At 60.1% G+C, this 26,836-nt stretch carries 21 protein-coding genes; 12 read left to right on the top strand and 9 right to left on the bottom strand.

The window, feature by feature from the left end:
- Nucleotides 1–988: 988 nt before the first annotated feature.
- Both ACI514_RS18855 and ACI514_RS18850 read right to left on the bottom strand, forming a co-directional pair.
- The gene (locus tag ACI514_RS18855) at nt 989–2,464 is read right to left on the bottom strand and encodes an inorganic phosphate transporter (protein ID WP_034153067.1); all 1,476 of its coding nucleotides are present in this window, start codon (nt 2,462–2,464) and stop codon (nt 989–991) included.
- Between the two features lie 374 nt (nt 2,465–2,838).
- Nucleotides 2,839–3,039 (bottom strand): hypothetical protein, encoded by a 201-nt coding sequence (locus ACI514_RS18850; RefSeq protein WP_008080067.1) that lies wholly within the window; start codon nt 3,037–3,039, stop codon nt 2,839–2,841.
- A 652-nt stretch (nt 3,040–3,691) separates the two neighbouring features.
- Here ACI514_RS18850 and pcaR point away from each other — a divergent pair.
- The 11 genes from pcaR to pcaC all read left to right on the top strand — a co-directional run bounded on the left by pcaR (nt 3,692) and on the right by pcaC (nt 14,691).
- Nucleotides 3,692–4,534, top strand: coding sequence for a pca regulon transcriptional regulator PcaR (gene pcaR / locus ACI514_RS18845; protein WP_007917109.1), 843 nt, complete (start codon nt 3,692–3,694; stop codon nt 4,532–4,534).
- Nucleotides 4,535–4,828: 294 nt separating this feature from the next.
- Nucleotides 4,829–6,175, top strand: a complete 1,347-nt coding sequence (locus tag ACI514_RS18840) for an MFS transporter (protein WP_160056418.1) — start codon at nt 4,829–4,831, stop codon at nt 6,173–6,175.
- 258 nt (nt 6,176–6,433) lie between these two features.
- Nucleotides 6,434–7,291 (top strand): CoA transferase subunit A, encoded by an 858-nt coding sequence (locus ACI514_RS18835; RefSeq protein WP_160056420.1) that lies wholly within the window; start codon nt 6,434–6,436, stop codon nt 7,289–7,291.
- Nucleotides 7,291–8,070, top strand: a complete 780-nt coding sequence (locus tag ACI514_RS18830) for a CoA-transferase subunit beta (RefSeq protein WP_016982817.1) — start codon at nt 7,291–7,293, stop codon at nt 8,068–8,070. The genes ACI514_RS18835 and ACI514_RS18830 overlap by 1 nt, the downstream gene beginning before the upstream one ends.
- Entirely contained in the window at nt 8,067–9,272 is a 1,206-nt protein-coding gene (gene pcaF / locus ACI514_RS18825) for a 3-oxoadipyl-CoA thiolase (protein WP_258709367.1), read from the top strand. Before ACI514_RS18830 ends, pcaF begins: the two co-directional genes overlap by 4 nt.
- A 36-nt stretch (nt 9,273–9,308) precedes the next feature.
- Nucleotides 9,309–10,013: a protocatechuate 3,4-dioxygenase subunit beta gene (gene pcaH, locus ACI514_RS18820; protein WP_160056422.1), complete on the top strand. Its 705-nt coding sequence runs from the start codon at nt 9,309–9,311 to the stop codon at nt 10,011–10,013.
- A gap of 1 nt (nt 10,014) precedes the next feature.
- Complete coding sequence (gene pcaG / locus ACI514_RS18815) at nt 10,015–10,581, top strand: protocatechuate 3,4-dioxygenase subunit alpha (protein ID WP_102902710.1); 567 nt, start codon at nt 10,015–10,017, stop codon at nt 10,579–10,581.
- 196 nt (nt 10,582–10,777) lie between these two features.
- Nucleotides 10,778–12,073, top strand: a complete 1,296-nt coding sequence (locus ACI514_RS18810; RefSeq protein ID WP_095049154.1) for an MFS family transporter — start codon at nt 10,778–10,780, stop codon at nt 12,071–12,073.
- 46 nt (nt 12,074–12,119) lie between these two features.
- Nucleotides 12,120–13,484, top strand: coding sequence for a 3-carboxy-cis,cis-muconate cycloisomerase (locus ACI514_RS18805; protein WP_405122190.1), 1,365 nt, complete (start codon nt 12,120–12,122; stop codon nt 13,482–13,484).
- A gap of 12 nt (nt 13,485–13,496) precedes the next feature.
- Nucleotides 13,497–14,288, top strand: coding sequence for a 3-oxoadipate enol-lactonase (pcaD, locus tag ACI514_RS18800; protein ID WP_405122189.1), 792 nt, complete (start codon nt 13,497–13,499; stop codon nt 14,286–14,288).
- Between the two features lie 10 nt (nt 14,289–14,298).
- Nucleotides 14,299–14,691 (top strand): 4-carboxymuconolactone decarboxylase, encoded by a 393-nt coding sequence (pcaC, locus tag ACI514_RS18795; protein WP_025110738.1) that lies wholly within the window; start codon nt 14,299–14,301, stop codon nt 14,689–14,691.
- A 106-nt stretch (nt 14,692–14,797) separates the two neighbouring features.
- On the opposite strand, the gene ACI514_RS18790 is transcribed toward pcaC, so the two are convergent.
- From ACI514_RS18790 to emhA, 5 genes are all read right to left on the bottom strand, one after another.
- A complete protein-coding gene (locus ACI514_RS18790) occupies nt 14,798–15,601 on the bottom strand; it encodes a methyltransferase domain-containing protein (RefSeq protein WP_160056428.1) in 804 nt (267 codons plus the stop codon).
- Between the two features lie 277 nt (nt 15,602–15,878).
- Complete coding sequence (locus ACI514_RS18785; protein WP_405122188.1) at nt 15,879–17,138, bottom strand: OprD family porin; 1,260 nt, start codon at nt 17,136–17,138, stop codon at nt 15,879–15,881.
- Between the two features lie 378 nt (nt 17,139–17,516).
- On the bottom strand, nt 17,517–18,977 hold the full coding sequence (gene emhC / locus ACI514_RS18780) for an efflux RND transporter outer membrane subunit EmhC (RefSeq protein WP_160056434.1): 1,461 nt from the start codon (nt 18,975–18,977) through the stop codon (nt 17,517–17,519).
- Nucleotides 18,974–22,123: an efflux RND transporter permease subunit EmhB gene (gene emhB / locus ACI514_RS18775; protein WP_160056436.1), complete on the bottom strand. Its 3,150-nt coding sequence runs from the start codon at nt 22,121–22,123 to the stop codon at nt 18,974–18,976. The genes emhC and emhB overlap by 4 nt, the downstream gene beginning before the upstream one ends.
- Before the next feature lie 3 nt (nt 22,124–22,126).
- Nucleotides 22,127–23,284: an efflux RND transporter periplasmic adaptor subunit EmhA gene (emhA, locus tag ACI514_RS18770; protein ID WP_064393040.1), complete on the bottom strand. Its 1,158-nt coding sequence runs from the start codon at nt 23,282–23,284 to the stop codon at nt 22,127–22,129.
- 266 nt (nt 23,285–23,550) lie between these two features.
- Here emhA and emhR point away from each other — a divergent pair, with 266 nt between their 5' ends.
- On the top strand, nt 23,551–24,183 hold the full coding sequence (gene emhR, locus ACI514_RS18765; protein WP_077571468.1) for an efflux system transcriptional repressor EmhR: 633 nt from the start codon (nt 23,551–23,553) through the stop codon (nt 24,181–24,183).
- Nucleotides 24,184–24,570: 387 nt separating this feature from the next.
- On the opposite strand, the gene ACI514_RS18760 is transcribed toward emhR, so the two are convergent.
- Both ACI514_RS18760 and ACI514_RS18755 read right to left on the bottom strand, forming a co-directional pair.
- Entirely contained in the window at nt 24,571–25,620 is a 1,050-nt protein-coding gene (locus tag ACI514_RS18760) for an alkene reductase (protein WP_160056438.1), read from the bottom strand.
- Nucleotides 25,621–25,648: 28 nt separating this feature from the next.
- Nucleotides 25,649–26,815, bottom strand: coding sequence for an MFS transporter (locus tag ACI514_RS18755; protein WP_160056440.1), 1,167 nt, complete (start codon nt 26,813–26,815; stop codon nt 25,649–25,651).
- Between the last annotated feature and the right edge of the window lie 21 nt (nt 26,816–26,836).

Raw genomic sequence — 26,836 nt, 5'->3', positions numbered from 1 at the left:
GATTGATGAGCACGCAAGGCATTTTGGGGCGACTTCGGTTGCCCCTTTTTTTTGTGTCTTGGCGGCCTTTGGGCCGACCATGTTGTGGGTGTTTGGTGTGTATATCCGTTTTTTCGGTAACGGCGGGTTAGGGTTTCGCCCTTACGGCGACTCACTTTTTTACAAGCGCCTAAAAAAGTAAGCAAAAAACGCTTGCTCCTGCGTGCGGCCCGCTCGCTGGGGCTCGGGGTTCCTTCGCTGCGGGGTCGATCCGGGCGCAGCGCCTACGGTTTGCTTCGCTGCACCTCCTCTCGCTGTGTTTGGCTGCGCCAAACGGTCGCTGCGCTCCCACGCCCGGATCAATCCCTCCACTCAGCCTTCCGACGTCGCCTTACAGATCAAAAGCCGCAGCCGAGCTAACGCTCATCCTGTTGAGTGGTGAAGAGCGGGTGTTCGGCTTTGGTTCGGTGTTGGATTCGCCCCTCACCCCAGCCCTCTCCCGAGGGAGAGGGAGCCGATTTTTTGACCTTTCAGAATCTGAGTTCAATGCGATATCGCATGTCGGCGTACCTCCCCCCTCACCCTAGCCCTCTCCCTCTGGGAGAGGGCTAGGGTGAGGGGGCTTTTGATCTGTTTCACAATCTGAGTTCGACTCGGTATTTCACGTCGGCATAACTCGCCCAAACACCTCGGTCAGTCCCCTCTCCCTCCGGGAGAGGGTTAGGGTGAGGGGCCTTTGATCTGGCTTTTGATCTTGTTTTGGCTTTGGCTCTGGCTTTTAATCTTTTGCCCCACCGTAGCGAGGGAACACTGAGCCTCAGCGAAGTGCCGTACGCCGGGGCAAGCCTTTTTGGTTACTTTTTCGGCGTCTGGAAAAAGTGACTGCCGTAAGGGCGGAACCCTGACCAGCAACACCCGCAACAACGGATATGCCCCCAATCCCAAAACCCCAAACACAAAAAAAGGCGCGATCCTCTCGAATCGCGCCTTTCTCATGTCCCGCTATCTATCAACTACCCAACGCCTTCGACGCCAGCCAGAACAACCCAGCCGACAGCGCAACCGTCGCCGGCAGAGTCAACACCCAAGCCAACAGAATGGTGCGAACCGTGCCACCCTGCAGGCCGCTCTTGTTAGCAACCATGGTGCCCGCCACGCCCGAAGACAGAACGTGAGTGGTCGACACCGGCAGGCTGAAAATGTTGGCCATACCGATCAGACTGGCAGTAGTGATCTGCGCCGACATGCCCTGGGAATAGGTCATGCCCTGCTTGCCGATCTTCTCGCCGATGGTCAGTACCACGCGCTTCCAGCCAACCATGGTGCCCAGGCCCAGAGCCAGTGCAACCGCCAGAATCACCCAGAAAGGCGCGTATTCGGTGGTGGTGGTCAGGTCTTTGCGCAGCTTATCGAGGTCAGCCTTTTCACGCGGTTCCAGACCAGGCAGCTTGCCAACCTTCTTCGCGGTGTCGTCCAGGCACAGCAGGTAACGACGCACTTCGATACGACTTTCCGACGACAGCGAGTGGTAGTCCGCAACACCTTTGAGGGTGTGCAGCAGGGCGCTGATGGTCGGTTCGGTCTGCTGCGGGTTGCAGCGGAATTTCTCCGGCAGATCGCCTTCCACGCTCTTGCCCAGGGCCAGGAATTCACCCAGCGAATCGGCGTTGCGCTGGTAGAACTGACTCAGGTGCAGGGTCGCATCGCGGGTACGTTCGATCTGATACGTGGTGCTGTTCAGGTCGAGAACGAACTGTGCAGGCACGATACCGATCAACACCAGCATGATCAGGCCGATGCCTTTCTGGCCATCGTTGGAGCCGTGCACGAAGCTCACGGCCATGGCCGAGATCACCAGGACCAAGCGGTTCCAGAACGGTGGGTGCTTCTTGTCGTCGATCTTGCGGCGCTGTTCCGGTGTCTTGTGCATCTTCGACAGCGGACGCCACCACTTCAGGCCGATCAGGATCAGCGCGGCGATCAGGAAACCGGCCATTGGCGAGAACACCAGCGAGGCGCCGATGTCGATCGCTTTCTGCCAGTTCACGCCGTCGGCCAACGGAATATCGTTGATCAGGGCGTTGGCCAGGCCGACACCGAGGATCGAGCCGATCAAAGTGTGCGAGCTGGACGCCGGGATACCGAAGTACCAGGTGCCCAGGTTCCAGGCGATTGCCGCGGCGAGCAACGAGAACACCATTGCCAGACCATGGCCGGTGTTCACATTGATCAGCAGCTCAACCGGGAGCAAATGGACAATGGCATACGCCACGCCAACGCCACCCAGCAGCACGCCGAGGAAATTGAACACACCGGAAAAGAACACCGCCAAGTGGGGCGGCATGGCTTTGGTGTAGATAACAGTGGCTACCGCGTTAGCGGTGTCATGAAATCCATTGATGAACTCGAAGGCGAGGACAAACGTCAGGGCGAGCAAGAGGCTCACAAGCACCCAAGCATCCAGTCCGCTGAATAAATCGATCATGAAGGTTTTCTGACCCGGTCGTAAGGGGGCGCGATTATGCCAGAAAAGACTGGAAATCGATCCCCTACCTGCTCATCGGTTACACACTTCTTCGATTTAATTTGTTGCAGCGCATGAAAACCCAGCACAACGCATGGTTTTTCAAGTCATTGATTTTATTCGTAAAAGACTGATTTCGCAGGCGATTTCAACGTCGCGGAGAGGTCTCGAACGCTTGTCTGAAATATCTGTGAAACCTGTAGGACGCCCGTCCTCAATCTGCCAGACCGGATGATGGCCGCTGCCCGCGGGTAGCGGGCGCGCAAGGCATCGTCGTTTCACCGCGCTTGTAACCGGTATCGACGTAAAACCTTCAACGATCCAAAAACCGCGGTTCAAGGCTCTTCGGCTTTGAGTTCCTTTTCGATCTTTTCGATTTCTTGCTTGAAGACCTGATCCTGAACGGTCGGGCGTTTACGCCACGCTTTGCGTTCCGGTTCTGGCTGAGCGGCGTAGGTGGTGACTTCCCCGCCGTAAACTTCCTTGTAACGTTGTTCCTGGCGCTCAAGTTCCGCGCGCAGTTCGTCTTTCGTCACAGTGCTACCTGTATGAGTTGAGTTAAGTGTCTGGTGAAACGCACTGCAACGAATCTATTGAACGAAGCCACCGAGAGTTCAATGCCCAGACAGGCATTGGTTTTATCGATGGGGCGATCAAGACTTCCGTGTTACAGGCGGCTACGGCACCAGATAAAAACTGACGCAGCATCAGTTTCCTGTTTCAGCGAGCGCAGGCGTTGCATGAGTAATGCGCGTCAGGCGCTGGCCGGGCTGTCGGCGATGGACATCGCCACAGCGGGTGACGATCTCGGCGTTTGAAAACGAGGTGCCACTGAGGTGCATTATAGCGGTCGATTCAGGAATGACTATCTTTGCCAAGTTAAAAACGGTTCTGGATGTGTGATTGTTTTGTGACCCGCAACTTTTGTCGCTAGTTGAAGTGCGTGGTGGCCTTTATTGGGCGAGTGATCGGTTTTTGGCGCCATTAAGTCGAACAACTAAGGCCGTGATTCGGATAACGAGAGAAGTTGAGTAAACCCAGAAAGGCGCATGAAACGGCCGCAACGGTTGATTGCGATTATCGGTCGGCGGTTCGATAATCGCCCAATGTTGCAGGTCCGCTGCTTGTGCATTTGTCGGCAAGCCGCTTGTATAGCCCATTGATCCGTGCCGGATAAAAGGACAAGAAATGAACGATCAAATGCGCAACTCCTTCACCTCCGTGGCGCCGCCGATCGTCGCCTCGCCGGCCAAACGCATCCAGGCGCTGACCGGTGATCCGGACTTCATGACCTCGCTGGCCCGGGGCTTGGCGGTGGTGCAGGCGTTTCAAGAGCGCAAGCGCCATCTGACCATCGCCCAAATCAGTCATCGCACGGAAATTCCCCGCGCCGCCGTGCGTCGTTGCCTGCATACCTTGATCAAACTTGGCTACGCCACCACGGACGGTCGCACCTACTCATTGCTGCCCAAAGTGCTGACCCTCGGCCACGCCTATCTGTCGTCGACGCCATTGGCAGTGTCCGCTCAGCCGTATCTCGACCGCATGAGCGAGCAACTGCACGAAGCCTGCAACATGGCCACGCTGGAAGGCGACGACATTCTCTACATCGCGCGTTCGGCGACCACTCAGCGGCTGATTTCGGTGGACCTGTCAGTGGGTGGGCGCTTGCCGGCGTATTGCACGTCGATGGGGCGAATTCTGCTGGCAGCACTCGATGACACATCGCTGCGTGAATACCTCGATCACGCCGAACTGGTCGCCAAGACCAGCCGCACGATCCATACACCAGATGCGTTGCTCGAATGCCTGCAGGAAGTGCGGCAGCAAGGCTGGTGCATCGTCGATCAGGAACTTGAACAGGGCCTGCGCTCAATTGCCGTGCCGGTCTACGACGCGTCTGGCCAAGTGGTGGCGGCGCTCAACGTCAGCACCCACGCTGGTCGCGTCAGCCGTACCGAGCTTGAGCAGCGCTTCCTGCCGGGCCTGCTCAGTGCCAGTCGCGACCTCAGCGCGCAGTTATTCGCCTGATGAAGCTGTTCGATAAACGCACAGTGTTGCGTTTATCGAATTGACGCTAAAACCTTCGGATCATTAATGTCGCGGCAGCGTCATCCGGCGCTGATGTGAATGAGCCCGCCGGATTGTCGACTCCCATAATAATGACAAGAGGCAACTCACCATGCGCACGCTCTCCGACTGTCTCCGCTCCACCCGCTGTTGCCGGGTTTCCCGCAACGCCTGATCCACACCTTCTATTCTTGTGACCGTGCCGCTCTTTGGCCGGCCGCTGTTCGACTGCGTTTTTTGCGTGGAATAAAAATAATGAACCAGCCTCAGTCCGCTGTAGGTAACTGCCTCGACGTGCAGACCTTCATCAATGCCCAACCGATCTCGCGCTATCAGTGGCGCGTGGTGATTCTGTGTTTCCTGATTGTCTTTCTCGATGGCCTCGACACGGCGGCGATGGGCTTCATTGCCCCGGCGCTGTCGCAGGACTGGGGCATCGACCGCGCCAGCCTTGGCCCGGTGATGAGTGCTGCGTTGATCGGCATGGTTTTCGGTGCATTGGGTTCCGGCCCGTTGGCTGACCGCTTTGGACGAAAAGTCGTACTGGTGGGCGCTGTGGTTCTGTTCGGCGCCTTCAGCCTTGCTTCGGCATACAGCACTAACGTTGAACAACTGCTGGTGCTGCGCTTCCTGACCGGTCTCGGCTTGGGCGCGGGGATGCCGAACGCCACCACACTGCTCTCGGAATACACCCCGGAGCGCAAGAAGTCGCTGCTGGTGACCAGCATGTTCTGCGGTTTCAACCTCGGCATGGCCGGTGGCGGGTTCATTTCCGCCAAGCTGATCCCGGCGTTCGGCTGGCACAGCCTGCTGCTGATTGGCGGGATCCTGCCGCTGATCCTCGCCGTGGTGCTGCTGTTCTGGCTGCCGGAATCGGCGCGTTACCTTGTTGTGCGTAACCGCGGCACTGACAAAGTGCGCAAGACCCTGGCACCGATCGATCCGGTTACCGTCGCTCAAGCCTCCAGTTTCAGCGTGCCTGAACAGAAGACCGTCAAGGCGCGCAATGTGTTTGCGGTGATTTTCTCCGGTACTTACAGCACCGGCACCTTGCTGCTGTGGCTGACCTATTTCATGGGCCTGGTGATCGTTTATCTGCTGACCAGTTGGCTGCCGACGCTGATGCGTGACAGCGGCGCGAGCATGGAGCAAGCCGCGTTCATCGGTGCATTGTTCCAGTTTGGCGGGGTATTGAGCGCGGTCGCTGTGGGATGGGCGATGGACCGCTTCAATCCGCACAAGGTCATCGGCATTTTCTACCTGCTGGCCGGGGTGTTTGCCTACGCGGTCGGGCAGAGCCTGGGCAACATCACCTTGCTGGCGACTTTGGTACTGGTGGCGGGGATGTGCGTGAACGGTGCGCAATCGGCGATGCCGTCGCTGGCCGCGCGTTTTTATCCGACTCAGGGGCGGGCGACCGGGGTGTCGTGGATGCTGGGGATTGGCCGCTTTGGCGCGATTCTCGGGGCGTGGATGGGCGCGACGTTGTTGGGCCTTGGCTGGAATTTCGAGCAGGTGCTGACGGCGTTGGTGATTCCTGCGGGTCTGGCGACGGCGGCAGTGTTGGTCAAAGGCATGGTCAGCCATGCGGATGCCACCTGATATCGCGGTGTGAAGCGAAAAGATCGCAGCCTGCAGCAGCTCAGGGTTACGCATTCCCATGTAGGAGCTGCCGAAGGCTGCGATCTTTTGCAGGAAACACGAACCGATAGGCTGACAACAATCTGTTCGATAAACGAACACTCAGTCGATTATCGGATTGTTTGGTCATTTCCCCAGGCTTAATCTGCAGTGACTCCGGCGCGGAACCTCGCGCCTTTTTATCACTGGCGATTCATTACAAAAACAGGAGCCCGCTCCATGGCTGAGATCCTTTCGCTGCACGACGCGGTGAAGCAATTCGTCAACGACGGTGACACCGTCGCACTCGAAGGCTTCACTCACCTGATCCCTACGGCCGCAGGTCATGAAATCATTCGTCAGGGCAAGAAAGATCTGACGCTGGTGCGGATGACGCCTGACCTGATCTACGACCAACTGATCGGCGCCGGTTGCGCGCGCAAACTGATTTTCTCCTGGGGCGGTAACCCGGGCGTGGGCTCGCTGCACCGTCTGCGCGACGCGGTCGAGAAACAATGGCCGCAGCCGCTGGAAATCGAAGAACACAGCCACGCCGACCTGGCCAATGCCTACGTCGCCGGTGCATCCGGCCTACCGTTCGCGGTGCTGCGTGCCTACGCTGGTTCCGACCTGCCGAAGGTCAATCCGCTGATCAAGACTGTGACTTGCCCGTTCACCGGTGAAGTGTTGGCGGCCGTGCCGTCGGTGCGCCCGGACGTGACCGTGATCCACGCACAGAAAGCCGACCGCCAGGGCAACGTGCTGCTGTGGGGCATTCTCGGCGTGCAGAAAGAAGCCGCACTGGCTGCCAAACGTTGCATCGTCACCGTGGAAGAAATCGTCGACAACCTCAACGCGCCGATGAACTCTTGCGTGTTGCCGACCTGGGCCTTGAGCGCGGTTTGCCACGTACCCGGCGGCGCACATCCGTCCTACGCCCACGGTTACAACGAGCGCGACAATCGTTTCTATCAAGCGTGGGATCCGATCGCTCGCGACCGTGAGACGTTCACCGCGTGGATCAACGAATACATCCATGGCTGCGCTGACTTCAGCGCGTTCCAGGCCAAGTTGGCCGCTGCTTCGGAGGCCAAGTAATGACTTACACCACCAATGAAATGATGACCGTCGCCGCAGCCCGTCGCCTGAAGAACGGCTCCGTGTGCTTCGTCGGCATCGGCCTGCCGTCGAAAGCCGCCAACCTCGCGCGCCTGACCTCCTCGCCAGATGTGGTACTGATCTATGAATCGGGCCCGATTGGCGCCAAGCCAAGCGTGCTGCCGCTGTCCATCGGTGACGGCGAATTGGCGGAAACCGCTGACACTGTCGTACCGACCGGTGAGATTTTTCGCTATTGGCTGCAGGGCGGGCGCATCGACGTCGGTTTTCTCGGCGCTGCGCAGGTCGACCGTTTCGGCAACATCAACACCACCGTGGTCGGCGATTATTTCTCGCCGAAAGTGCGCCTGCCGGGTGCCGGTGGCGCGCCGGAGATTGCCGGTTCGGCGAAAAGCGTATTGATCATCCTTAAACAGTCGGCGCGCTCGTTTGTCGACAAGCTTGATTTCATCACCTCGGTCGGTCACGGCGAGGGCGGCGATTCTCGCAAGCGTCTGGGCCTGCCGGGCGCCGGGCCCGTCGGGATCATCACCGACCTGTGCATCATGGAGCCGGAAGAGGGCACCCACGAATTCGTGGTCACTGCGCTGCATCCAGGCGTAACCCGCGAGCAAGTGGTCGCGGCCACCGGTTGGGCGATTCGTTTTGCTGACAGCGTTGAAACCACCGCTGAACCGACCGACGTCGAACTGACCGCGCTGCGCGATCTCGAAGCGCGCACCGCCGCCGCCCACGGTCAGGCACCGGGAGAAGCATGATGCGTGACGTTTATATCTGCGACGCGATTCGCACGCCGATCGGCCGTTTCGGCGGCGGACTGTCCGCCGTTCGCGCTGATGACCTGGCCGCCGTGCCGATCAAGGCCCTGATGGAACGCAATCCCTCGGTGGACTGGAACGCCATCGACGAAGTGTTCCTCGGCTGCGCCAACCAGGCCGGTGAAGACAACCGCAACGTTGCGCGTATGGCGCTGCTTTTGGCCGGTCTGCCGGAAAGCGTGCCGGGCGTGACCCTCAATCGTCTTTGCGCCTCGGGCATGGACGCCATAGGCACCGCATTCCGTGCGATTGCCAGTGGCGAGATGGAGCTGGCGATTGCTGGCGGCGTCGAATCGATGTCCCGCGCACCGTTTGTGATGGGCAAGGCTGACGCGGCGTTCTCGCGCAACATGAAGCTTGAAGACACCACCATCGGCTGGCGTTTCATCAACCCGTTGATGAAGGCGCAGTACGGCGTCGACGCGATGCCGCAGACCGCCGACAACGTTGCCGACGACTATAAAGTCTCGCGCGCCGATCAGGACGCCTTCGCTCTACGCAGTCAGCAACGTACCGCCGCCGCGCAGGCTGCCGGTTACTTCGCCGAAGAAATTGTTGAAGTACGGATTGCCCACAAGAAGGGCGAAACCGTGGTCAGCCAGGACGAACATCCGCGCGCCGATACCACGATTGAAGCACTGACCAAACTCAAACCGGTCAACGGCCCTGACAAAACCGTCACCGCCGGCAACGCTTCCGGCGTCAACGACGGTGCTGCCGCACTGATTCTCGCCTCCGCTGAGGCCGTGAAAAAGCATGGCCTGACCGCCCGCGCCAAAGTGCTCGGCATGGCCAGCGCCGGTGTCGCACCTCGGGTGATGGGCATCGGCCCGGTACCGGCGGTGCGCAAACTGATCGAGCGTCTCGGCGTGGCGGTCAGCGATTTTGACGTGATCGAACTCAACGAAGCGTTTGCCAGCCAAGGCCTGGCGGTGCTGCGTGAACTGGGTCTGGCCGATGACGCCGCGCAGGTTAACCCGAACGGTGGCGCGATCGCCCTCGGCCACCCGTTGGGCATGAGCGGTGCGCGTCTGGTGCTGACCGCCCTGCATCAGTTGGAAAAGACCGGTGGCAAGAAAGGTCTGGCGACCATGTGCGTCGGTGTCGGCCAAGGCCTGGCCCTGGCCATCGAACGCGTTTGACGCAAGCCGTGACGAAAAAGAACAGAGGAAAGCGACATGTCTGACAAGCCTGGTTACCGTCGTCCGAAGGAAGGCACTCAGCCTGAGTACCTGCACCCGACGTATCAATCCACCAACCTGCGCTCGCCGTCGAAGCCGTTGGTGCTTCTGCCGCACTCGCTGTCGGAAATCACCGGGCCGACCATCGGCGCCGAGCGTGTGGGCGACACCGATAACGACCTGACCGCCCAGCATGAAGGCGAGCCGCAGGGCGAACGCATCATCATTCACGGCCGTGTACTCGACGAAAACGGTCTGCCGGTGCCGGGGATTCTTGTGGAGATCTGGCAGGCCAACGCCGCTGGCCGCTACAACCACAAGCGTGATCTGCACGACGCGCCGCTGGATCCGAACTTCACCGGCACCGGCCGCACCGTCACCGATGCTGACGGCTGGTATCAGTTCCAGACTATCAAGCCCGGCGCCTACCCGTGGGGCAACCACCACAACGCCTGGCGTCCGGCGCACATTCACTTTTCGCTGTTCGGGCCAAGCATTCTCACCCGCTTGGTCACGCAAATGTATTTCCCGGGCGATCCGCTGCTGGCCTACGACCCGATCTACAACTGCGTGCCGGACACTTCGGCCAAGGAACGCCTGATCGCCAGTTTCGATCTGGAAAAAACCATTCCGTCCTACGCCCTCGGTTATCGTTGGGACATCGTGCTGCGCGGGCGTGAAGCCACGCCGATGGAGAAATAAGATGACGCTGACTGCGACCACGTCCCACACCGTCGGGCCGTATTACCACATCGGCCTGACCTGGCTGAACCGCGAAAACCTCACCGTCGAGCAAACCCTCGGCGAGCGCGTGGCGATCACCGGGCAGGTGGTGGATGGCAACGGCGATGTCGTCAACGACGCCATGCTCGAAGTCTGGCAGGCGAATGCCGCCGGCAAGTATGACCATCCGGAAGACGAGCAGGACAAACCGCTCGATCCGCACTTTGAAGGTTTCGGCCGGGTGCCGGTGGATGCGGAAGGGCGCTTTCGTTTCACCACGATCAAACCGGGCACGGTTGAAGGGCTGAAAGGCTCGACCCAGGCGCCGCACTTGGTGGTATTGGTTTTTGCCCGTGGCTTGGTCAAGCACTTGCTGACGCGGATCTACTTTGAGGGCGAGCCGGCCAACGTCGATGATCCGTTGCTCGAATGTGTGCCGGCCGAGCGTCGTAGTACGTTACTGGCCAAGCAGGACGCCTCGGGTGTTTACCAGTGGAATGTGATTCTGCAGGGCACTGATGCCGAGACAGTGTTCTTCGATTATTAATAGATCACCACCATCCCCTGTGGGAGCGAGCCTGCTCGCGAAAGCGGTGGGTCAGCCAACATCAATGTCGACTGACACTCCCTCTTCGCGAGCAGGCTCGCTCCCACAGGTGAGAACTGTGTTGCAGATGGAACTGTGGAACGGGACTGTTGCAAAGTATGTCTAGACTCTCACTGTCCCTATCGAGTGAAAAACAATGACAACCACCACCTCCCATTACACCGGTGAAGAGCGCAGCAAGCGCATCTTTGCCATTGTCGGTGCCTCGTCCGGCAACCTCGTCGAATGGTTCGACTTCTACGTCTACGCCTTCTGCGCGATCTATTTCGCCCCGGCGTTTTTCCCCTCCGACAACCCGACGGTGCAACTGGTCAACACCGCTGGCGTGTTCGCCGCCGGCTTCCTGATGCGCCCGATTGGTGGCTGGATTTTCGGTCGCGTGGCCGACAAGCACGGGCGCAAGAATTCGATGCTCATCTCGATTCTGATGATGTGCTTCGGCTCGTTGCTGATCGCCTGCCTGCCGACCTATAAGGACATTGGCGTCTGGGCGCCGGTCCTGCTGTTGTTCGCACGCTTGCTGCAGGGCCTGTCGGTCGGCGGCGAGTACGGCACCACCGCGACTTATATGAGCGAAGTCGCCCTCAAGGGCCAGCGCGGATTTTTCGCCTCGTTCCAGTACGTGACGCTGATCGGCGGGCAACTGCTGGCCGTGTCGCTGGTAGTAGTGCTGCAGCAATTCCTCACCGAAGAAGACCTGCGTGCCTACGGCTGGCGGATTCCGTTTGTGGTCGGTGCGGTGGCGGCGCTGATTTCGCTGTTCCTGCGTCGCAGCCTGAAAGAAACCACCAACAAGGAAACCCGCGCACACAAAGACGCCGGCAGCATCAGCGCACTGTTCCGCGATCACAAAGCCGCGTTCATTACTGTGCTCGGTTACACCGCCGGTGGCTCGCTGATTTTCTACACCTTCACCACGTACATGCAGAAGTACCTGGTGAACACCGCCGGCATGCACGCCAAGACCGCCAGCTACATCATGACCGGCGCGCTGTTCCTGTATATGTGCATGCAGCCGCTGTTCGGCATGCTCGCCGACAAGATCGGCCGACGTAACTCGATGCTTTGGTTCGGCGCGCTTGGTACGCTGTTCACCGTGCCAATTCTGCTGAGCCTGAAAAGCGTCAGCAGCCCGTTCCTCGCCTTTGTGCTGATCACCGTGGCGCTGGCGATCGTCAGTTTCTACACCTCGATCAGTGGCCTGGTGAAAGCCGAAATGTTCCCGCCGGAAGTCCGCGCACTTGGCGTTGGTCTGGCCTATGCGGTGGCGAATGCGATCTTCGGCGGCTCGGCGGAATTCGTCGCGCTGAGCCTGAAGAACATCGGCATGGAAAACTCCTTCTACTGGTACGTGACGGCGATGATGGCGATCGCCTTCCTGTTCAGTCTGCGCTTGCCGAAACAAGCGGCGTATTTGCACCACGATCTTTAACCCGAAGCGCGCGGGCCGTGATGGCCCGCGCCGGCAAGGACTGTTTATGACTCAGCGACCGGGCAATCAATTGTTCGATGCCTATTTCACTGCCCGCGATATGCGCGAAGTGTTCTGCGATCAGGGCCGCGTGCAGGCGATGCTCGACTTCGAAGCGGCGCTGGCCCGGGCTGAGGCGCGGGTCGGTCTGATTCCTTCTTCGGCTGTCGCACCGATTGCTGCGGCGTGTAACGCGGGGTTGTATGACTTTGCGGCGCTGGGCGAGGCGATTGCCACGGCCGGCAACTCGGCGATTCCGTTGGTCAAGGCGTTGGGCAAGCAGATTGCTGCCAGTGATGCTGAAGCCGAACGTTATGTGCATTTGGGCGCGACCAGTCAGGACGTGATGGATTCCGGGCTGGTGCTGCAATTGCGGCAGGCGCTGGAACAGATCGAAAGCGATCTCGCGCAACTGGCCGATTCGCTCGCCGCTCAAGCGCAACGCCATGCGGCCACGCCACTGGCCGGGCGCACTTGGCTGCAACACGCGACGCCTGTGACCCTGGGCATGAAAATCGCCGGATGGCTGGGTGCAGTGACTCGCAGCCGTCAGCGCTTGCGTGAACTCAAACCGCGCTTGCTGGTGCTGCAATTCGGTGGCGCGTCCGGGACCCTCGCCGCGTTGGGCGAACAGGCGTTGCCGGTCGCAGAAACCTTGGCCGAAGAACTGCAACTGAGCTTGCCCGAGCAACCGTGGCACACCCAGCGTGATCGCGTGGTGGAGTTCGGCGCGGTGCTCGGTTTGATCGCCGGCAGCCTCGGCAAATTCGGCCGCGACATCAGCCTGTTGATGCAGACCGAAGCCGCCGAGGTTTTCGAACCCTCGGCGCCGGGCAAGGGCGGCTCGTCGACCATGCCGCACAAACGTAATCCGGTCGGCGCGGCGGTGTTGATCGGCGCAGCGACGCGCGTGCCGGGTCTGGTCTCGACGCTGTTCAGCGCCATGCCGCAGGAACACGAGCGCAGCCTCGGTTTGTGGCATGCCGAATGGGAAACCCTGCCGGAAATCTGCTGCCTCGTTTCCGGTTCGCTGCAACAGGCACGCTTGCTGGCTGACGGCTTGGAAGTCGATGCCGAGCGCATGGGCCGAAACCTTGATTTGACTCAGGGGCTGGTGCTCGCCGAAGCCGTCAGCATCGTCCTCGCCCAGCGGGTCGGCCGCGACACCGCGCATCACTTGCTCGAACAATGCTGCAAACGCGCAGTGGCCGAGCAGCGCCATTTGCGCGCCGTTCTCGGTGATGAACCGAAGGTCACCGCCGAGCTGAGCAATGCTGAACTCGATCATCTTTTGAACCCCGCCCATTATCTCGGTCAGGCGAAAACCTGGGTCGAGCGCGCGGTGGCCGAACACAACGCATTGTCTGACTGAAAGGAGAGGGCTGTGGCTTTCGTTCAACTCGCCGATGGCGAACTGCACTATCAAATCGAGGGCCCGGTCGATGCGCCGGTGCTGGTGTTGTCCAACTCGTTGGGCACTGATCTGCGCATGTGGAACGCGCAGATGCCAGCGTTCACCGAGCACTTTCGCGTGCTGCGCTTCGACACCCGTGGTCACGGCAAATCGCTGGTGACGGCGGGCCCGTACAGCATCGAGCAACTCGGTCACGACGTGCTCGGTCTGCTGGATGCACTGCATATCGAGCGTGCGCATTTTTGCGGACTGTCGATGGGCGGCCTGATCGGCCAGTGGCTGGGGATCAACGCCGGGCATCGTCTGAACAAGCTGATCGTCTGCAACACCGCAGCTAAAATCGGCGATCCGTCGGTGTGGAATCCACGCATCGAAACCGTGCTGCGCGACGGCGCTGCGGCGATGGTTGCCCTGCGTGACGCATCGATTGCCCGTTGGTTTACTCCGGACTTTTCGGCGGCGCATCCGGCAGCGGCCAAGCAGATAACCGACATGCTCGCGGCCACTTCGCCTGAGGGTTATGCGGCCAACTGCGCAGCGGTGCGTGATGCCGATTTCCGCGAGCAACTGGCGTCGATCAACGTGCCGTTGTTGGTGATTGCCGGCACCGAAGACGCGGTGACACCGCCGTCTGGTGGGCACTTTATTCAGGAGCATGTACGCGGTGCCGAATACGCCGAGTTTTATGCGGCGCATTTGTCCAACGTGCAGGCTGGCGCAGATTTCAGTGATCGTGTCTTGGCGTTTTTGCAGGCTAAGTGAGGAAGTTTTTGTGGACGAGAAACAACGTTACGACGACGGCATGCAAGTGCGCCGCGCAGTGCTGGGTGATGCGCATGTCGATCGCAGCCTGACCACGCTGACCGAGTTCAACTCGGAGTTCCAGGAGATGATCACCCGCCACGCCTGGGGGGATATCTGGACGCGTCCGGGCTTGCCTCGGCATACCCGCAGCCTGATCACCATCGCCATGCTGATCGGCATGAACCGCGAAGGTGAGTTGAAACTGCATCTGCGTGCGGCGGCCAATAATGGCGTGAGCCGGGGCGAGATCAAGGAAGTGATCATGCAGAGTGCGATTTATTGCGGGATCCCGGCGGCGAATGCGACGTTTCATCTGGCTGAATCGGTGTGGGATGAGCTAGGAGTCGAATCCCGGGAATAGTCGTTGGCCGGGCTGACGCCATCGCGAGCAGGCTCACTCCTACATTTGGAATGCGTTCTCCTGTAGGAGTGAGCCTGCTCGCGATAGCGATAGTGGCCGCGACAAATCAGACGGTGGCCACAATAAATATCCGCTTGAACGCAAACAACGTGTGCCCATTCGCCTCCTGCGGATAATGCTCATGCACCCGCATCAGATAGCGATAGATAAACCGCGCCTGTTCCTCTGAATCCAGCGCCTGCATCACCGGCCGCAGCGCCGAGACCTTCACCCAGTCATACACCGGCGATTTGCCGTCAACCACCTGCAACTGCTCGGTCTCCCAGATATCCAGCGACGAGGTCATTGGCGCGAGCAACCGGTAGTAGTCCTCCAGCGCCAACAACGGCCGCGCGGCCATGCGCTGGCGCAGTTCAGGTGTGCCCAATGGCGTGCCGCCAAGGCCACCGTCTTCAAGGGTGTCGAGCACCAGCCGATACCACAACGCATCGCGCCAGTCTGGCATGTGCGCCGCCAGACAACCGCCGGGGTTGATATGGCCGAGCAGGCGCGGCAGCAAGGTCTCATGGCCATCGATAAAATGCAGTACGGCGGCAGCGAACAGCAGATCCGCCGGCTGCTCCGGTTGCCAGTCGAGCAGATCGCAATGTTTCCACAACGCTTTGACCGGCAAACAGCGCGCTTCGGCGAGCATCTGCGCGGAGCTGTCGATCCCCTGCAACTGCGCGCGCGGCCAGCGTTTGGCCAACAATTGCGTAGCAATGCCGGTGCCGCAGCCAAGGTCGTAAATGCGTTGCGGGTTCGGCAGGTCCACACGGTCGAGCAGTTCATTGACCGGGCGTTGCCTGAGACGGGAAAACTGCTGGTACGCCTTGGCGTCCCAGTCGGGTGTTGCGAGACGAGAGATCATTGAGGTGGTCCTCCGGTGATCGTTGGTGTCTTCCGATGACAACCTGGCTCCCAGCTTGAGGACCGACTACGACGACGGAAGCGCAAAGGTGAAGCACCTGAGTCCTTCAGGTTTTGTCACTTTACCTGCCGACCGGCGAAGTGCCACTTCTCCTGACCAATGGCACAAAACCCCTGTAGGAGTGAGCCTGCTCGCGATAGCGGTGTGTCAGTCACTTTAAATGTCACTGATTAACCGCTATCGCGAGCAGGCTCACTCCTACAATTTTATGCGGTGTTTAGAGGAGGCTGATCGGGTAGCTGACGATGAGGCGGTTTTCGTCGAACTCGTTATTGCTGAAGTCCCGGCGCATGGTCGAGTTGCGCCATCTGACGTTCAGATCCTTCAGCGCGCCGCTCTGCACCGTGTAGCCCAGTTCCGATTCGCGACCCCATTCCTTGCCATCGGTGATCGTCCCGGTGTGTACGTTGTCGCCGCTGATATAGCGGTTCATCAGTGTCAGGCCGGGGATGCCCATGGCAGCGAAGTTGTAGTCGTGGCGCAACTGCCAGGAACGTTCCTGCGCATTGTCGTAGCTGGCGTTGTAGCTGTCGTTGGCCAGCGTGCCGCCGCTGGTGCCGTTGACCCGCATCCACGCGCTGTCGCCGGTGAGTTTCTGCAGGCCGACGTAGAAGGTGTTGCCGCCGTATTTGGCCGAGAACATGCCCGACCAGGTCTTGTTGTCGAGATCGCCGGCGCGGGCGCTGCCGTCATCCTTGCCGTAGAAGAAGCCGAGGTTGGCGCCCAGCGTCCAGTCGCCGAGCGGCTGGCTGTGGATCAAATTGACGTACTGCTGGCTGTAGATGTCCTTGAGTTCGGCGTTCCACAAACCGATCTGCGTGCGTTTTTCGTTGAAAACGTATTCACCGCCCTGAAAGTTGAAGCGATCAGAGGTGAACGCGGCTTTGCCGGTCATCGACATGTCACTCATGCTGCTGTCGTCGCGCGGGCTGTTGGCGCGGAACTGGCCGCCGTAGAGGGTCAGGCCGTCGATTTCCTTAGAAGTGATCTGGCCGCCACGGAAGGTTTGCGGCAGCGAGCGGCCATCGTCCGAACGCAGGATCGGCAGCACTGGCATCCACTCGCCGACCTTCACTTCGGTCTGCGAGAGTTTGGCTTTGAAGGCGACGTTGGTGCGGCCGAAGTTGTCCGCCGGACGGCCGTCGTGATCCAGCGGCAGCAATGCCGTGCCGCCGGTGCCTTTGCCGCCATCGAGCTTCACCGAATACAGGCCGAGCACATCCATGCCGAAGCCGACGGTGCCTTGGGTAAAACCGGATTTGGCGTCGAGAATGAAGCTCTGCGTCCACTCCTCGGCCTTGCCCTGAGCTTTGGTCGGGTTGGTGAAGTTGCGGTTGATATAGAAGTTGCGCAGGTTCAGGTTGACCTTGGCCCCTTCGATGAAACCGGCTTCTTCAGCCGCAGCGGGCAGGGCTGCGCCGGCCAGGGCCAGGGCGATCAGACCGGGAAATGCGTAGGGCGCCGGGGACGTTGTCATGGGCTCGGGTCTCTCTTGTTTTTTTAAGGCGAACGGGGGCGCTGCCACCGGTTTTCGGGGTGCAGACATGAAAAGTTTTCAGAGGTGAAACGACGGCAATCAGCCGGACGGGGCAGGGCGCGGGAGCATGGTGTCGAACCTGTTGTTATTGGTTTTGTGGAGCGAATGGTGCGGGGCGCGGATGTTTTGATTCAATTGGTAAAAGCGGGTTTTGGGCGATTATCGAACAGCATTGAGGGTCAAAAGATCGCAGCCTTCGGCAGCTCCTACAGAGGAACGCATTTCAAATGTAGGAGCTGCCGAAGGCTGCGATCTTTTGATGTTCAGGCAACAAAAAGCCCACCAATCGGTGGGCTCCTTGTGTTCACCTGATGATGATCAGAACAGCTTCATCTTCGGTGCTTCTTCTTTCAGCGGTTCGTTCTGCGCGGTTTGCGCATTCCAGCCGCCACCCAGGGCCTTGTACAGGTTGACCGCACTGGTCAACTGCGCGAGGCGGTCGGTGATCAGCGCTTGTTGCGCGCTGAACAGCTGACGCTGGGCATCGAGGAAGGTCAGGTTGCTGTCGACGCCGATGCGGTAGCGACGTTCGGCCAAACGGTAGTAATCCTGGTTGGCCTGAACGAAGTCACGTTGCGCTTGCAACTGCTCGGTGTAGGTCTGGCGGGCGGCCAGGCCGTCGGCGACTTCCTGGAAGGCCGTTTGAATAGACTTCTCGTAGTTCGCCACGCCAATGTCCTTCTGGATCTTGGCGGCGTCGAGGCTGGCGCGCAGGCTGCCGGCGTTGAAGATCGGCAGGTTGATCTGCGGCTGGAACAGCCACGTTCCCGAACCACCCTTGAACAGACCGGACAGATCCGGGCTCAGGCTGCCCGCGTTGGCGGTCAGGCTGATGCTCGGGAAGAACGCCGCACGGGCCGCGCCGATGTTGGCGTTGGCCGCTTTCAGGTTGTACTCGGCTTGCAGAATGTCCGGACGACGTTGCAGCAGATCCGAAGGCAGGCCCGGCGGAACGTCGCTGAGCAGGTCATCCGACAGCGGTTTGGCCGCTTGCAGATTGGCCGGGATACCGGTGCCGAGCAGCAGGGTCAGGCTGTTTTCGTCCTGCGCGACCTGGCGGGTGTAACGCGCCAGTTGTGCCCGGGCGTTTTCCACCGAGGTACGCGACTGCGCCAGGTCCAGTGCCGAAGCGACACCGACTTCGTTGCTGCGGCTGGTCAGCTTGTAGCTTTCTTCGAAGGCACCGAGGGTGTCTTGCGTCAGCTTGAGCAGTTCCTTGTCCGCTTGCCAGGTCAGGTAAGCGTTGGCGACGCTGGCGACCAGACTGATCTGGGTGCTGCGACGTGCTTCTTCAGTAGCGAAGTATTGTTGCAACGCTTGCTCGCTCAGGCTGCGAACCCGACCGAACAGGTCGAGTTCGTAAGCGCTGATGCCGACGGTGGCCGAGTACGAACTGGTGATGCTCGAATCACCGGTCTGTGAGGCACGGGCCGGAATCCGCTGACGGCTGCCGCTGGCATTGGCCGAAACTGCCGGGAACAGATCAGCGCGCTGGATGCGGTATTGAGCCGCATAGGCATCGATGTTCAGCGCCGCGACACGCAGGTCGCGGTTGTTTTCCAGCGAAACCTGGATCAGCTGTTGCAGCGCCGGGTCATGGAAAAACTGCTTCCAGCCTTGCTCGGCAGCGGCCTGCGCCGGTGCCTGGGCCGGCGAGTACGCCGGCCCCTGTGGGTACTGACCTGCGACCGGAGCCTCAGGCTGCTGATAGTCAGGTATCAGCGAGCAACCGCTCAGCACGAAGGCGGCGACTGCGATGGAGAGTAGCGACTTGCTCATTGGCCAGCCTCTTTAGGAGTTTCAGTAGCTTCATCCTCGTCAGCGATCTTACGCTGGCCGATGGACGAAACTGTAACGAAGAACAGTGGGACCCAGAAGATCGCCAGGATCGTGGCTGTGAGCATACCGCCAATCACACCCGTACCGATCGCATGTTGACTGCCCGAGCCGGCGCCAGTGGAGATCGCCAACGGTACAACACCGAGGACGAAGGCCAGCGAGGTCATGATGATCGGTCGCAGACGCATGCGGCAGGCTTCGATCGCCGCGTCACGCAGGCTGCGCCCCTGTTCATGCAGTTCCTTGGCGAATTCGACGATCAGAATGGCGTTTTTAGCCGCCAGACCGATGGTCGTCAACAGCCCCACCTGGAAGTACACGTCGTTGGACAGACCGCGCAGGCTGGTAGCGAGCAGCGCACCAATGATCCCCAGCGGTACCACGAGCATAACCGCGATCGGAATCGACCAGCTCTCGTACAGCGCCGCCAGACACAGGAACACCATCAGCAGCGACAGGGCGTACAGCGCCGGCGCTTGCGAACCCGACAGACGTTCCTCGTAGGACAGACCGGTCCAGGAGATACCGACACCGGCCGGCAGCTTCTTGGCAATCGCTTCGACTTCGGCCATCGCTTCACCGGTGGAATAACCCGGCGCTGGCGAACCGAGCACCTCCATCGCTTCCACGCCGTTGTAACGGGCCAGCTTCGGCGAGCCGTAGATCCACTCGCCTTTGGCGAACGCGGAGAACGGCACCATGGTCCCGGCGTTGTTGCGCACGTACCATTTCTTCAAGTCTTCAGGGCTCATGCGAGCACCGGCCTGACCTTGCACGTAAACCTTCTTCACGCGACCACGGTCGATGAAGTCGTTGACGTAGCTACTACCGAAGGAGATCGACAGCGTGCTGTTGATATCGGTGAGGCTCAAGCCAAGGGCTTGGGCTTTCTCGTCGTCGATTTCCAGGTGGTATTGCGGTTCATCGTTCAGGCCGTTCGGACGTACCTGATAGAGCACCTTGCTCTGAGCGGCGAGGCCGAGGAACTGGTTACGCGCTTCCATCAGCTTGTCGTGACCGATACCGGCGCGGTCTTGCAGGAACACGTCGAAACCGGTGGCATTACCCAACTCCAGTACCGCGGGCGGGGCGAAAGCGAACACCATGGCATCGCGGAAAGTGAAGAAGTGTTGCTGGGCACGTTGGGCCAGGGCAAACACGCTGTTGTCCGAGTTACGCTCGTCCCACGGCTTGAGCATGATGAACGCCAGACCCGAGCTCTGACCGCGACCGGCGAAGTTGAAGCCGTTCACGGTAAACACCGAGGACACTGCGCCTGCTTCTTTATCCAGCAGGTAGCTGCGCATTTCGTCGATCACCACTTGAGTACGCTCGGCACTCGAACCGGCCGGGGTCTGCACCTGGGCGAACAGGACGCCTTGGTCTTCTTCCGGCAGGAACGCGGTCGGAATGCGCGTGAACAGCCAGATCATGCCGACCACGATCAGCAGATAGGCCAGCAGGTACGGCGCTTTACGCGACAGCATGTTGCCGACACCGCGCTCATAGCTCTGCACACCACGGTCGAAATTGCGGTTGAACCAGCCAAAGAAACCCTTCTTCGGCGTGCCATGCTCGCCTTTCGGAATCGCCTTGAGCATGGTCGCGCAAAGCGCCGGGGTGAAAATCAGTGCAACCAGAACCGACAGGGCCATGGCCGAAACGATGGTGATCGAGAACTGTTTGTAGATCACACCGGTGGAACCGCTGAAGAACGCCATCGGCAGCAATACCGCCGACAGCACCAGGGCAATACCGACCAGTGCGCCCTGGATCTGGCCCATGGATTTCTTGGTCGCCTCCTTCGGTGACAAGCCTTCTTCGCTCATCACCCGCTCGACGTTTTCCACCACGACGATGGCATCGTCCACCAGCAAACCGATGGCCAGCACCATACCGAACATGGTCAGGGTGTTGATGCTGAAACCGAACGCCGCGAGGATGCCGAATGTACCGAGCAATACCACCGGCACGGTCATCGTGGTGATGACGGTAGCGCGGAAGTTCTGCAGGAACAGGAACATCACCAGGAACACCAGCACGATCGCTTCGACCAGGGTTTCAACCACGCCTTTGATCGACTCGGTCACCACCGGGGTGGTGTCGTACGGGAACACCACTTCCATGCCTTGCGGGAAGAACGGCTTGAGGTCGTCAATCGTCTTGCGCAGCGCCTTGGCGGTGTCGAGGGCGTTGGCACCGTTGGCCAGTTTTACCGCCAGACCAGAAGCCGGGCTGCCGTTGAACTGTGCGGAAATGCTCGAGTTTTCACCGCCCAGACCGACGTCAGCGACGTCGCCGACACGCACTTGCGAGCCGTCCTGGTTAACCTTCAGCAGAATCGCCTTGAACTGCTCGGCAGTCTGCAGACGGGTCTTGCCGATGATCGTCGCGTTCAGCTGCTGGCCCGGCAACGCCGGCAAGCCGCCGAGCTGACCGGAAGACACCTGGACGTTCTGTGCCGAGATCGCGGTGCTGACATCGCCCGGGGTCAGGTTGTACTTGTTCAACTTGGCCGGGTCGAGCCAGATGCGCATCGCGTACTGGGCACCGAAGACCTGGAAGTCACCGACACCGGCGGTCCGCGAGATCGGGTCCTGCATGTTCGACACGATGTAGTTGGACAGGTCGTCCTTGGTCATGCTGCCGTCACGCGATACCACGCCGATGACCAAGAGGAAGTTTTTCACTGCCTTGGTCACGCGGATACCTTGTTGCTGCACTTCCTGTGGCAACAGCGGGGTGGCCAGGTTCAGCTTGTTCTGAACCTGTACCTGCGCGGTGTCGGAGTTGGTGCCCTGCTCGAAGGTCGCGGTGATGGTCATGCTGCCGTCGGAGTTACTTTCCGAGGATACATAACGCAGATTGTCGATACCGTTGAGCTGCTGCTCGATCACCTGGACCACGGTGTCCTGCACGGTTTGCGCCGAAGCGCCCGGGTAGGTCACGGAGATCGCAATGGCCGGCGGCGCAATGCTTGGGTATTGGTTGATCGGCAATTTCAGGATCGAAAGTGCCCCGACCAGCATGATCACCAGGGCAATTACCCAGGCGAAAATCGGACGGTCGATGAAGAATTTTGACATGGATTACTCCCCTTTGCCGCCGGCGGCTTTGTCAGCTGCCTGAGCGGGGGCCGGGTTCTTGTTGCCGACATTGGTGGCTTCGGACGGGTTGACCTGAACACCCGGGCGCACGTACTGCAGCCCTTCGGTGATCAGACGATCGCCCGCTTTCAAGCCGTCTTCGATCAGCCACTGGCTGCCGACGGTACGGCTGGCCTTGAGCTGACGCAGTTCGACCTTGTTGTCGGCGCCGACGACCAGGGCGGTCGGGGTGCCTTTGAGGTCGCGAGTCACGCCTTGTTGCGGCGCCAGAATGGCCGCAGCGTTGACGCCGGCCTGCAACTGGGCGCGGACGAACATGCCCGGCAGCAGGGTGTGATCCGGGTTCGGGAACACGGCGCGCAAGGTCACGGAACCGGTAGTCGGGTCGACCGTGACTTCGGAGAATTCCAGCTTACCGTCGAGCTTGTATTGGCTGCCGTCTTCCAGGGTCAGTTTGACCGCTGCGGCGGTATCCCCGGACTTCTGCAGGCGACCGCTTTCCAGCTCGCGGCGCAGTTCCAACAGCTCAACCGAAGACTGGGTGACGTCGACGTAGATCGGGTCCAGTTGCTGGATCGTCGCCATCGCGTCGGTCTGGCCATTGCTGACCAGTGCGCCTTCGGTGACCGAAGAGCGGCCGATGCGGCCGGAGATCGGCGCGTAAACCTTGGTGTAACGCACGTTGATCTGCGCGGTCTGCAACGACGCTTCCGATTCCATGCGGTTGGCCACGGCGGTGTCGTATTCCTGACGGCTGACGGCCTGCTCGTCGACCAGTTGCTTGTAGCGGTCGGAGATCGACTTGGTCGAACGCAAGTTGGCTTCGGCGCTTTTCAGGGTCGCTTCATAGACCGACGGATCGATCTGATACAGCTGCTGGCCGGCTTTGACATCGCCGCCTTCCTTGAACAGACGCTTGAGAATGATGCCGTTGACCTGCGGGCGAACTTCAGCGATGCGGAACGCACTGGTGCGGCCCGGTAGCTCGGAGGTGAGGGTAAAGGCTTGTGGTTGCAGGGTGACTACGCCGACCTGAGGCGGTGGAGCGGCCGGTGCCGCTTCTTCCTTTTTACATCCGCTGAGCAGCGATGCCAGGGCGACGGCAGTGACCAGAGCGGTAACAGCTGGCTTGAATTGCATGAAGATCCTCGGGTCAGGCGCGCAAAGAGCGCACAAGAAGTGTGTAAGGGTAAAAAAAGGATACCGGGTGGATAAGTAGCTTGCTAAGGAATATACTTACGTTCATGGTTGTTTGTAAATACCTTTGCCGCGTACCCGACCCGTTACAAAAGTCGTTGCAAGGTTTGAAATTGTAGGCCGGGGAGCCGATCCGCGAGAGATCGCCCCCTCTTTATTCAGCGGATATTCAGCCATCCCTGAAACATCCTGTTTGAGGTTTTACTGTCATGGTCCGTCGTACCAAAGAGGAAGCTCAAGAAACCCGTAGCCAGATTCTGGAAGCGGCGGAGAAAGCCTTTTATGAAAGGGGCGTCGCCCGTACGACGCTGGCCGATATTGCGACAATGGCCGGTGTTACGCGCGGTGCCATCTACTGGCATTTCAGCAACAAGGCGGATCTGGTCCAGGCCATGCTGGATTCGCTGCGTGAGCCGCTGGATGAATTGGCCAAGGCCAGCGAAAGTGAAGATGAGCTCGATCCGCTGGGCTGCATGCGCCAACTGCTGATTCATTTGTTTCATCAAGTTGCGCTGGACCCAAAAACCCGGCGTATCAACGAAATTCTGTTTCATAAGTGCGAGTTCACCGATGAAATGTGCGATCTGCGCCAGCAGCGCCGGGACGTCAGTCTCGATTGCAACGAGCGTATCGCTCTGACGTTGCGTAATGCGGTCAATCGCGGCCAATTGCCGGAAGATCTCGACACTGCCCGCGCGGCCATCAGCATTCACAGCTATATCGATGGCCTTCTGTATGGATGGCTTCTGGCGCCGGACAGCTTTGAGCTGCATGCCGAGGCCGAGCGTTGGGTCGATACAGGGTTGGATATGCTGCGCCTGAGCCCCAGCCTGCGCAAATGAAACAAAATGCGTAATTGGCACAGCTTATGTCAATTGGCCTGCTTTTATATACGGTTGCGGCGGGGAGTTTATACGTAGCGAGCTAGGCATTTTGTAGGGAATTTGTGTCTTCTGTGTGAATGAGTGTGAGCCGCTTGCCCTCACCCTGACCCTCTCCCAGAGGGAGAGGGGACTGATCGAGGTGTTCTTTCGAGATCCGCCGACCTGAGATATCAGGTCGAACTCCAGATTTGAAACGCACACAAATCCGCTCCCTCTCCCCTGGGAGAGGGCTGGGCGGGCGGCGTTCCGATGAGGGGCTACGTACTCAGCCGCGCAATCGCTCTCCAGGCGAACACAAAAAAGCCCCCGACTCACCACAAGTCGGGGGCTTTGTGTTTCTGCTTCTTACAGCGCTGGATAGTCGATATAACCGACCGGGCCTTTGCCGTAGAAGGTTTCCGGGTGCGCATCATTAAGCGGCGCATCAGCCTTCAAACGAGCCGGCAGATCCGGGTTGGCAATAAACGGCACACCAAACGCCACCGCGTCAGCCTTGCCACTCGCCAGCCACTCGTTGGCGCTGTCCTTGGTGAAACGTTCGTTGGCAATGTACGGGCCGCCAAACGCTTCTTTCAGTTGCGGGCCGAGGCTGTCGGCGCCTTCTTTCTCACGGGAGCAGATGAACGCGATGCCGCGTTTGCCCAGTTCACGTGCGACGTAGGTGAAGGTTTCTGCCAGGTTGTCGTCGCCCATGTCATGGGAGTCGGCGCGCGGTGCCAGGTGCACACCGACACGGCCAGCGCCCCAGACTTCGATCGCGGCGTCAGTCACTTCCAGCAGCAGGCGCGCACGGTTTTCCAGCGAGCCGCCGTAGTTGTCAGTGCGCTGGTTGGTGCTGCTTTGCAGGAACTGGTCGAGCAGGTAACCGTTGGCGCCGTGGATTTCCACACCGTCGAAACCGGCGGCCTTGGCGTTTTCGGCACCGGTGCGGTAAGCGTCGACGATGTCGGCGATTTCAGCGGTTTCCAGGGCGCGTGGGGTCGGGTAGTCGGCCAGTGGGCGAACCAGGCTGACGTGGCCCTTTGGCTGGATCGCGCTCGGTGCCACCGGCGCTTCACCGTTGAGGTACGAAGGGTGGGAAACCCGGCCGACGTGCCACAGTTGCAGGAAGATCTTGCCGCCCGCGCCGTGAATCGCTTTGGTCACATTGGCCCAGCCGCGCACTTGGTCGTTGGACCAGATGCCCGGGGTGTCCGGGTAGCCAACGCCCATTGGCGTAACCGAAGTGGCTTCGCTGAGGATCAGGCCAGCGGAAGCGCGCTGTACATAGTATTCAGCCATCAGCGCGTTCGGCACGCGACCTTCGTCGGCGCGGCAGCGGGTCAGCGGGGCCATGATGATGCGGTTGGCCAGCTCGACGTCGCCGAGTTTGATCGGATCAAAAATAGTTGCCATGTCTACAACCCTCGTAAGTGGAAAGTAATCAGTTAGTTGCAGGGGCCAGATCGGCATTGCCGTTCTGACGGAAAGTAATCAGGGTTACCAGCAGGGCGAGCACGGCCAGAGCAGCCGCCGCGAGTGGCACGCTGGTCAGGCCGTAGCCGTGGGCGATGACGCTGCCGCCAACCCAGGCGCCGAGAGCGTTGCCGACGTTGAACGCGCCGATGTTCAGGGTCGACACCAGATTCGGTGCGGCTTTGCCGAAGGTCACCACGTTGACTTGCAGCGCCGGTACGGCGGCAAAACACGCGGTGGCCCAGAGGAACAAGGTGATTTCAGTCGGGATCAGCGCGACGCTGGTCCAGGTCAGCACGGTGGAGACCACGGCCATGGCGATGAACACGCCGATCAGCGTGGCGGCCATGCCCTTGTCGGCGAGTTTGCCGCCGATGATGTTGCCGACGGTCAGGCCCAGGCCGATCAGCATCAGCGTCCAGGTCACGCCACGCGGTGACACACCGGTGACTTCGCCGAGCAGCGGGGCAACGTAGGTGAACAGGGTGAAGACGGACGCGGCGAACAGCGCGGTCATGCTTAGCGACAGCCAGATCCCGGCACCTTTAAGGGCGGCGAGTTCGGCGCGCATGTCGAGTTTTTCTTCGTCGCGCTTGGCCGGCAAGAAGCGGATCAAGCCGATCAGTGCGATCACGCCGATGACAGTCACCGCCCAGAAAGTCGAGCGCCAGCCGTATTGCTGACCCAGCGCAGTGCCCAGCGGCACACCGAGGACGTTGGCCAAGGTCAAACCGGTGAACATCAACGCCACTGCCGAAGCACGCTTGTTGGCCGGCACCAGATTGGCCGCCACCACCGAACCGATGCCGAAGAACGCACCGTGGCACAGCGCGGTGATCACACGGGCAAACATCAGCACGTTGTAGTCACTGGCAATCGCACAGAGCAGGTTGCCGACAATAAAGATGCCCATCAACGCCACCAGTGCAGCCTTGCGCGGCAGTCTGGCGGTGGCCATTGCCATGAACGGCGCACCGACCGCCACGCCGAGGGCGTAGCCGGTCACCAGCCAACCGGCGCCGGGGATCGACACACCGAGGTCGGCCGCCACATTGGGCAGCAAGCCCATGATGACGAATTCGGTGGTGCCGATGGCGAAGGCGCTCAAGGCGAGGATGAGTAGCGAGAGGGGCATGCAGGTTTCCTTGTCGGCTGA

Origin of the sequence: Pseudomonas sp. M20 (genome assembly GCF_045037865.1) — a bacterium.
Lineage (GTDB): Bacteria > Pseudomonadota > Gammaproteobacteria > Pseudomonadales > Pseudomonadaceae > Aquipseudomonas.
Note: the sequence above shows the minus strand (reverse complement) of the source record. Positions and strands in the feature narration are given on the sequence as shown.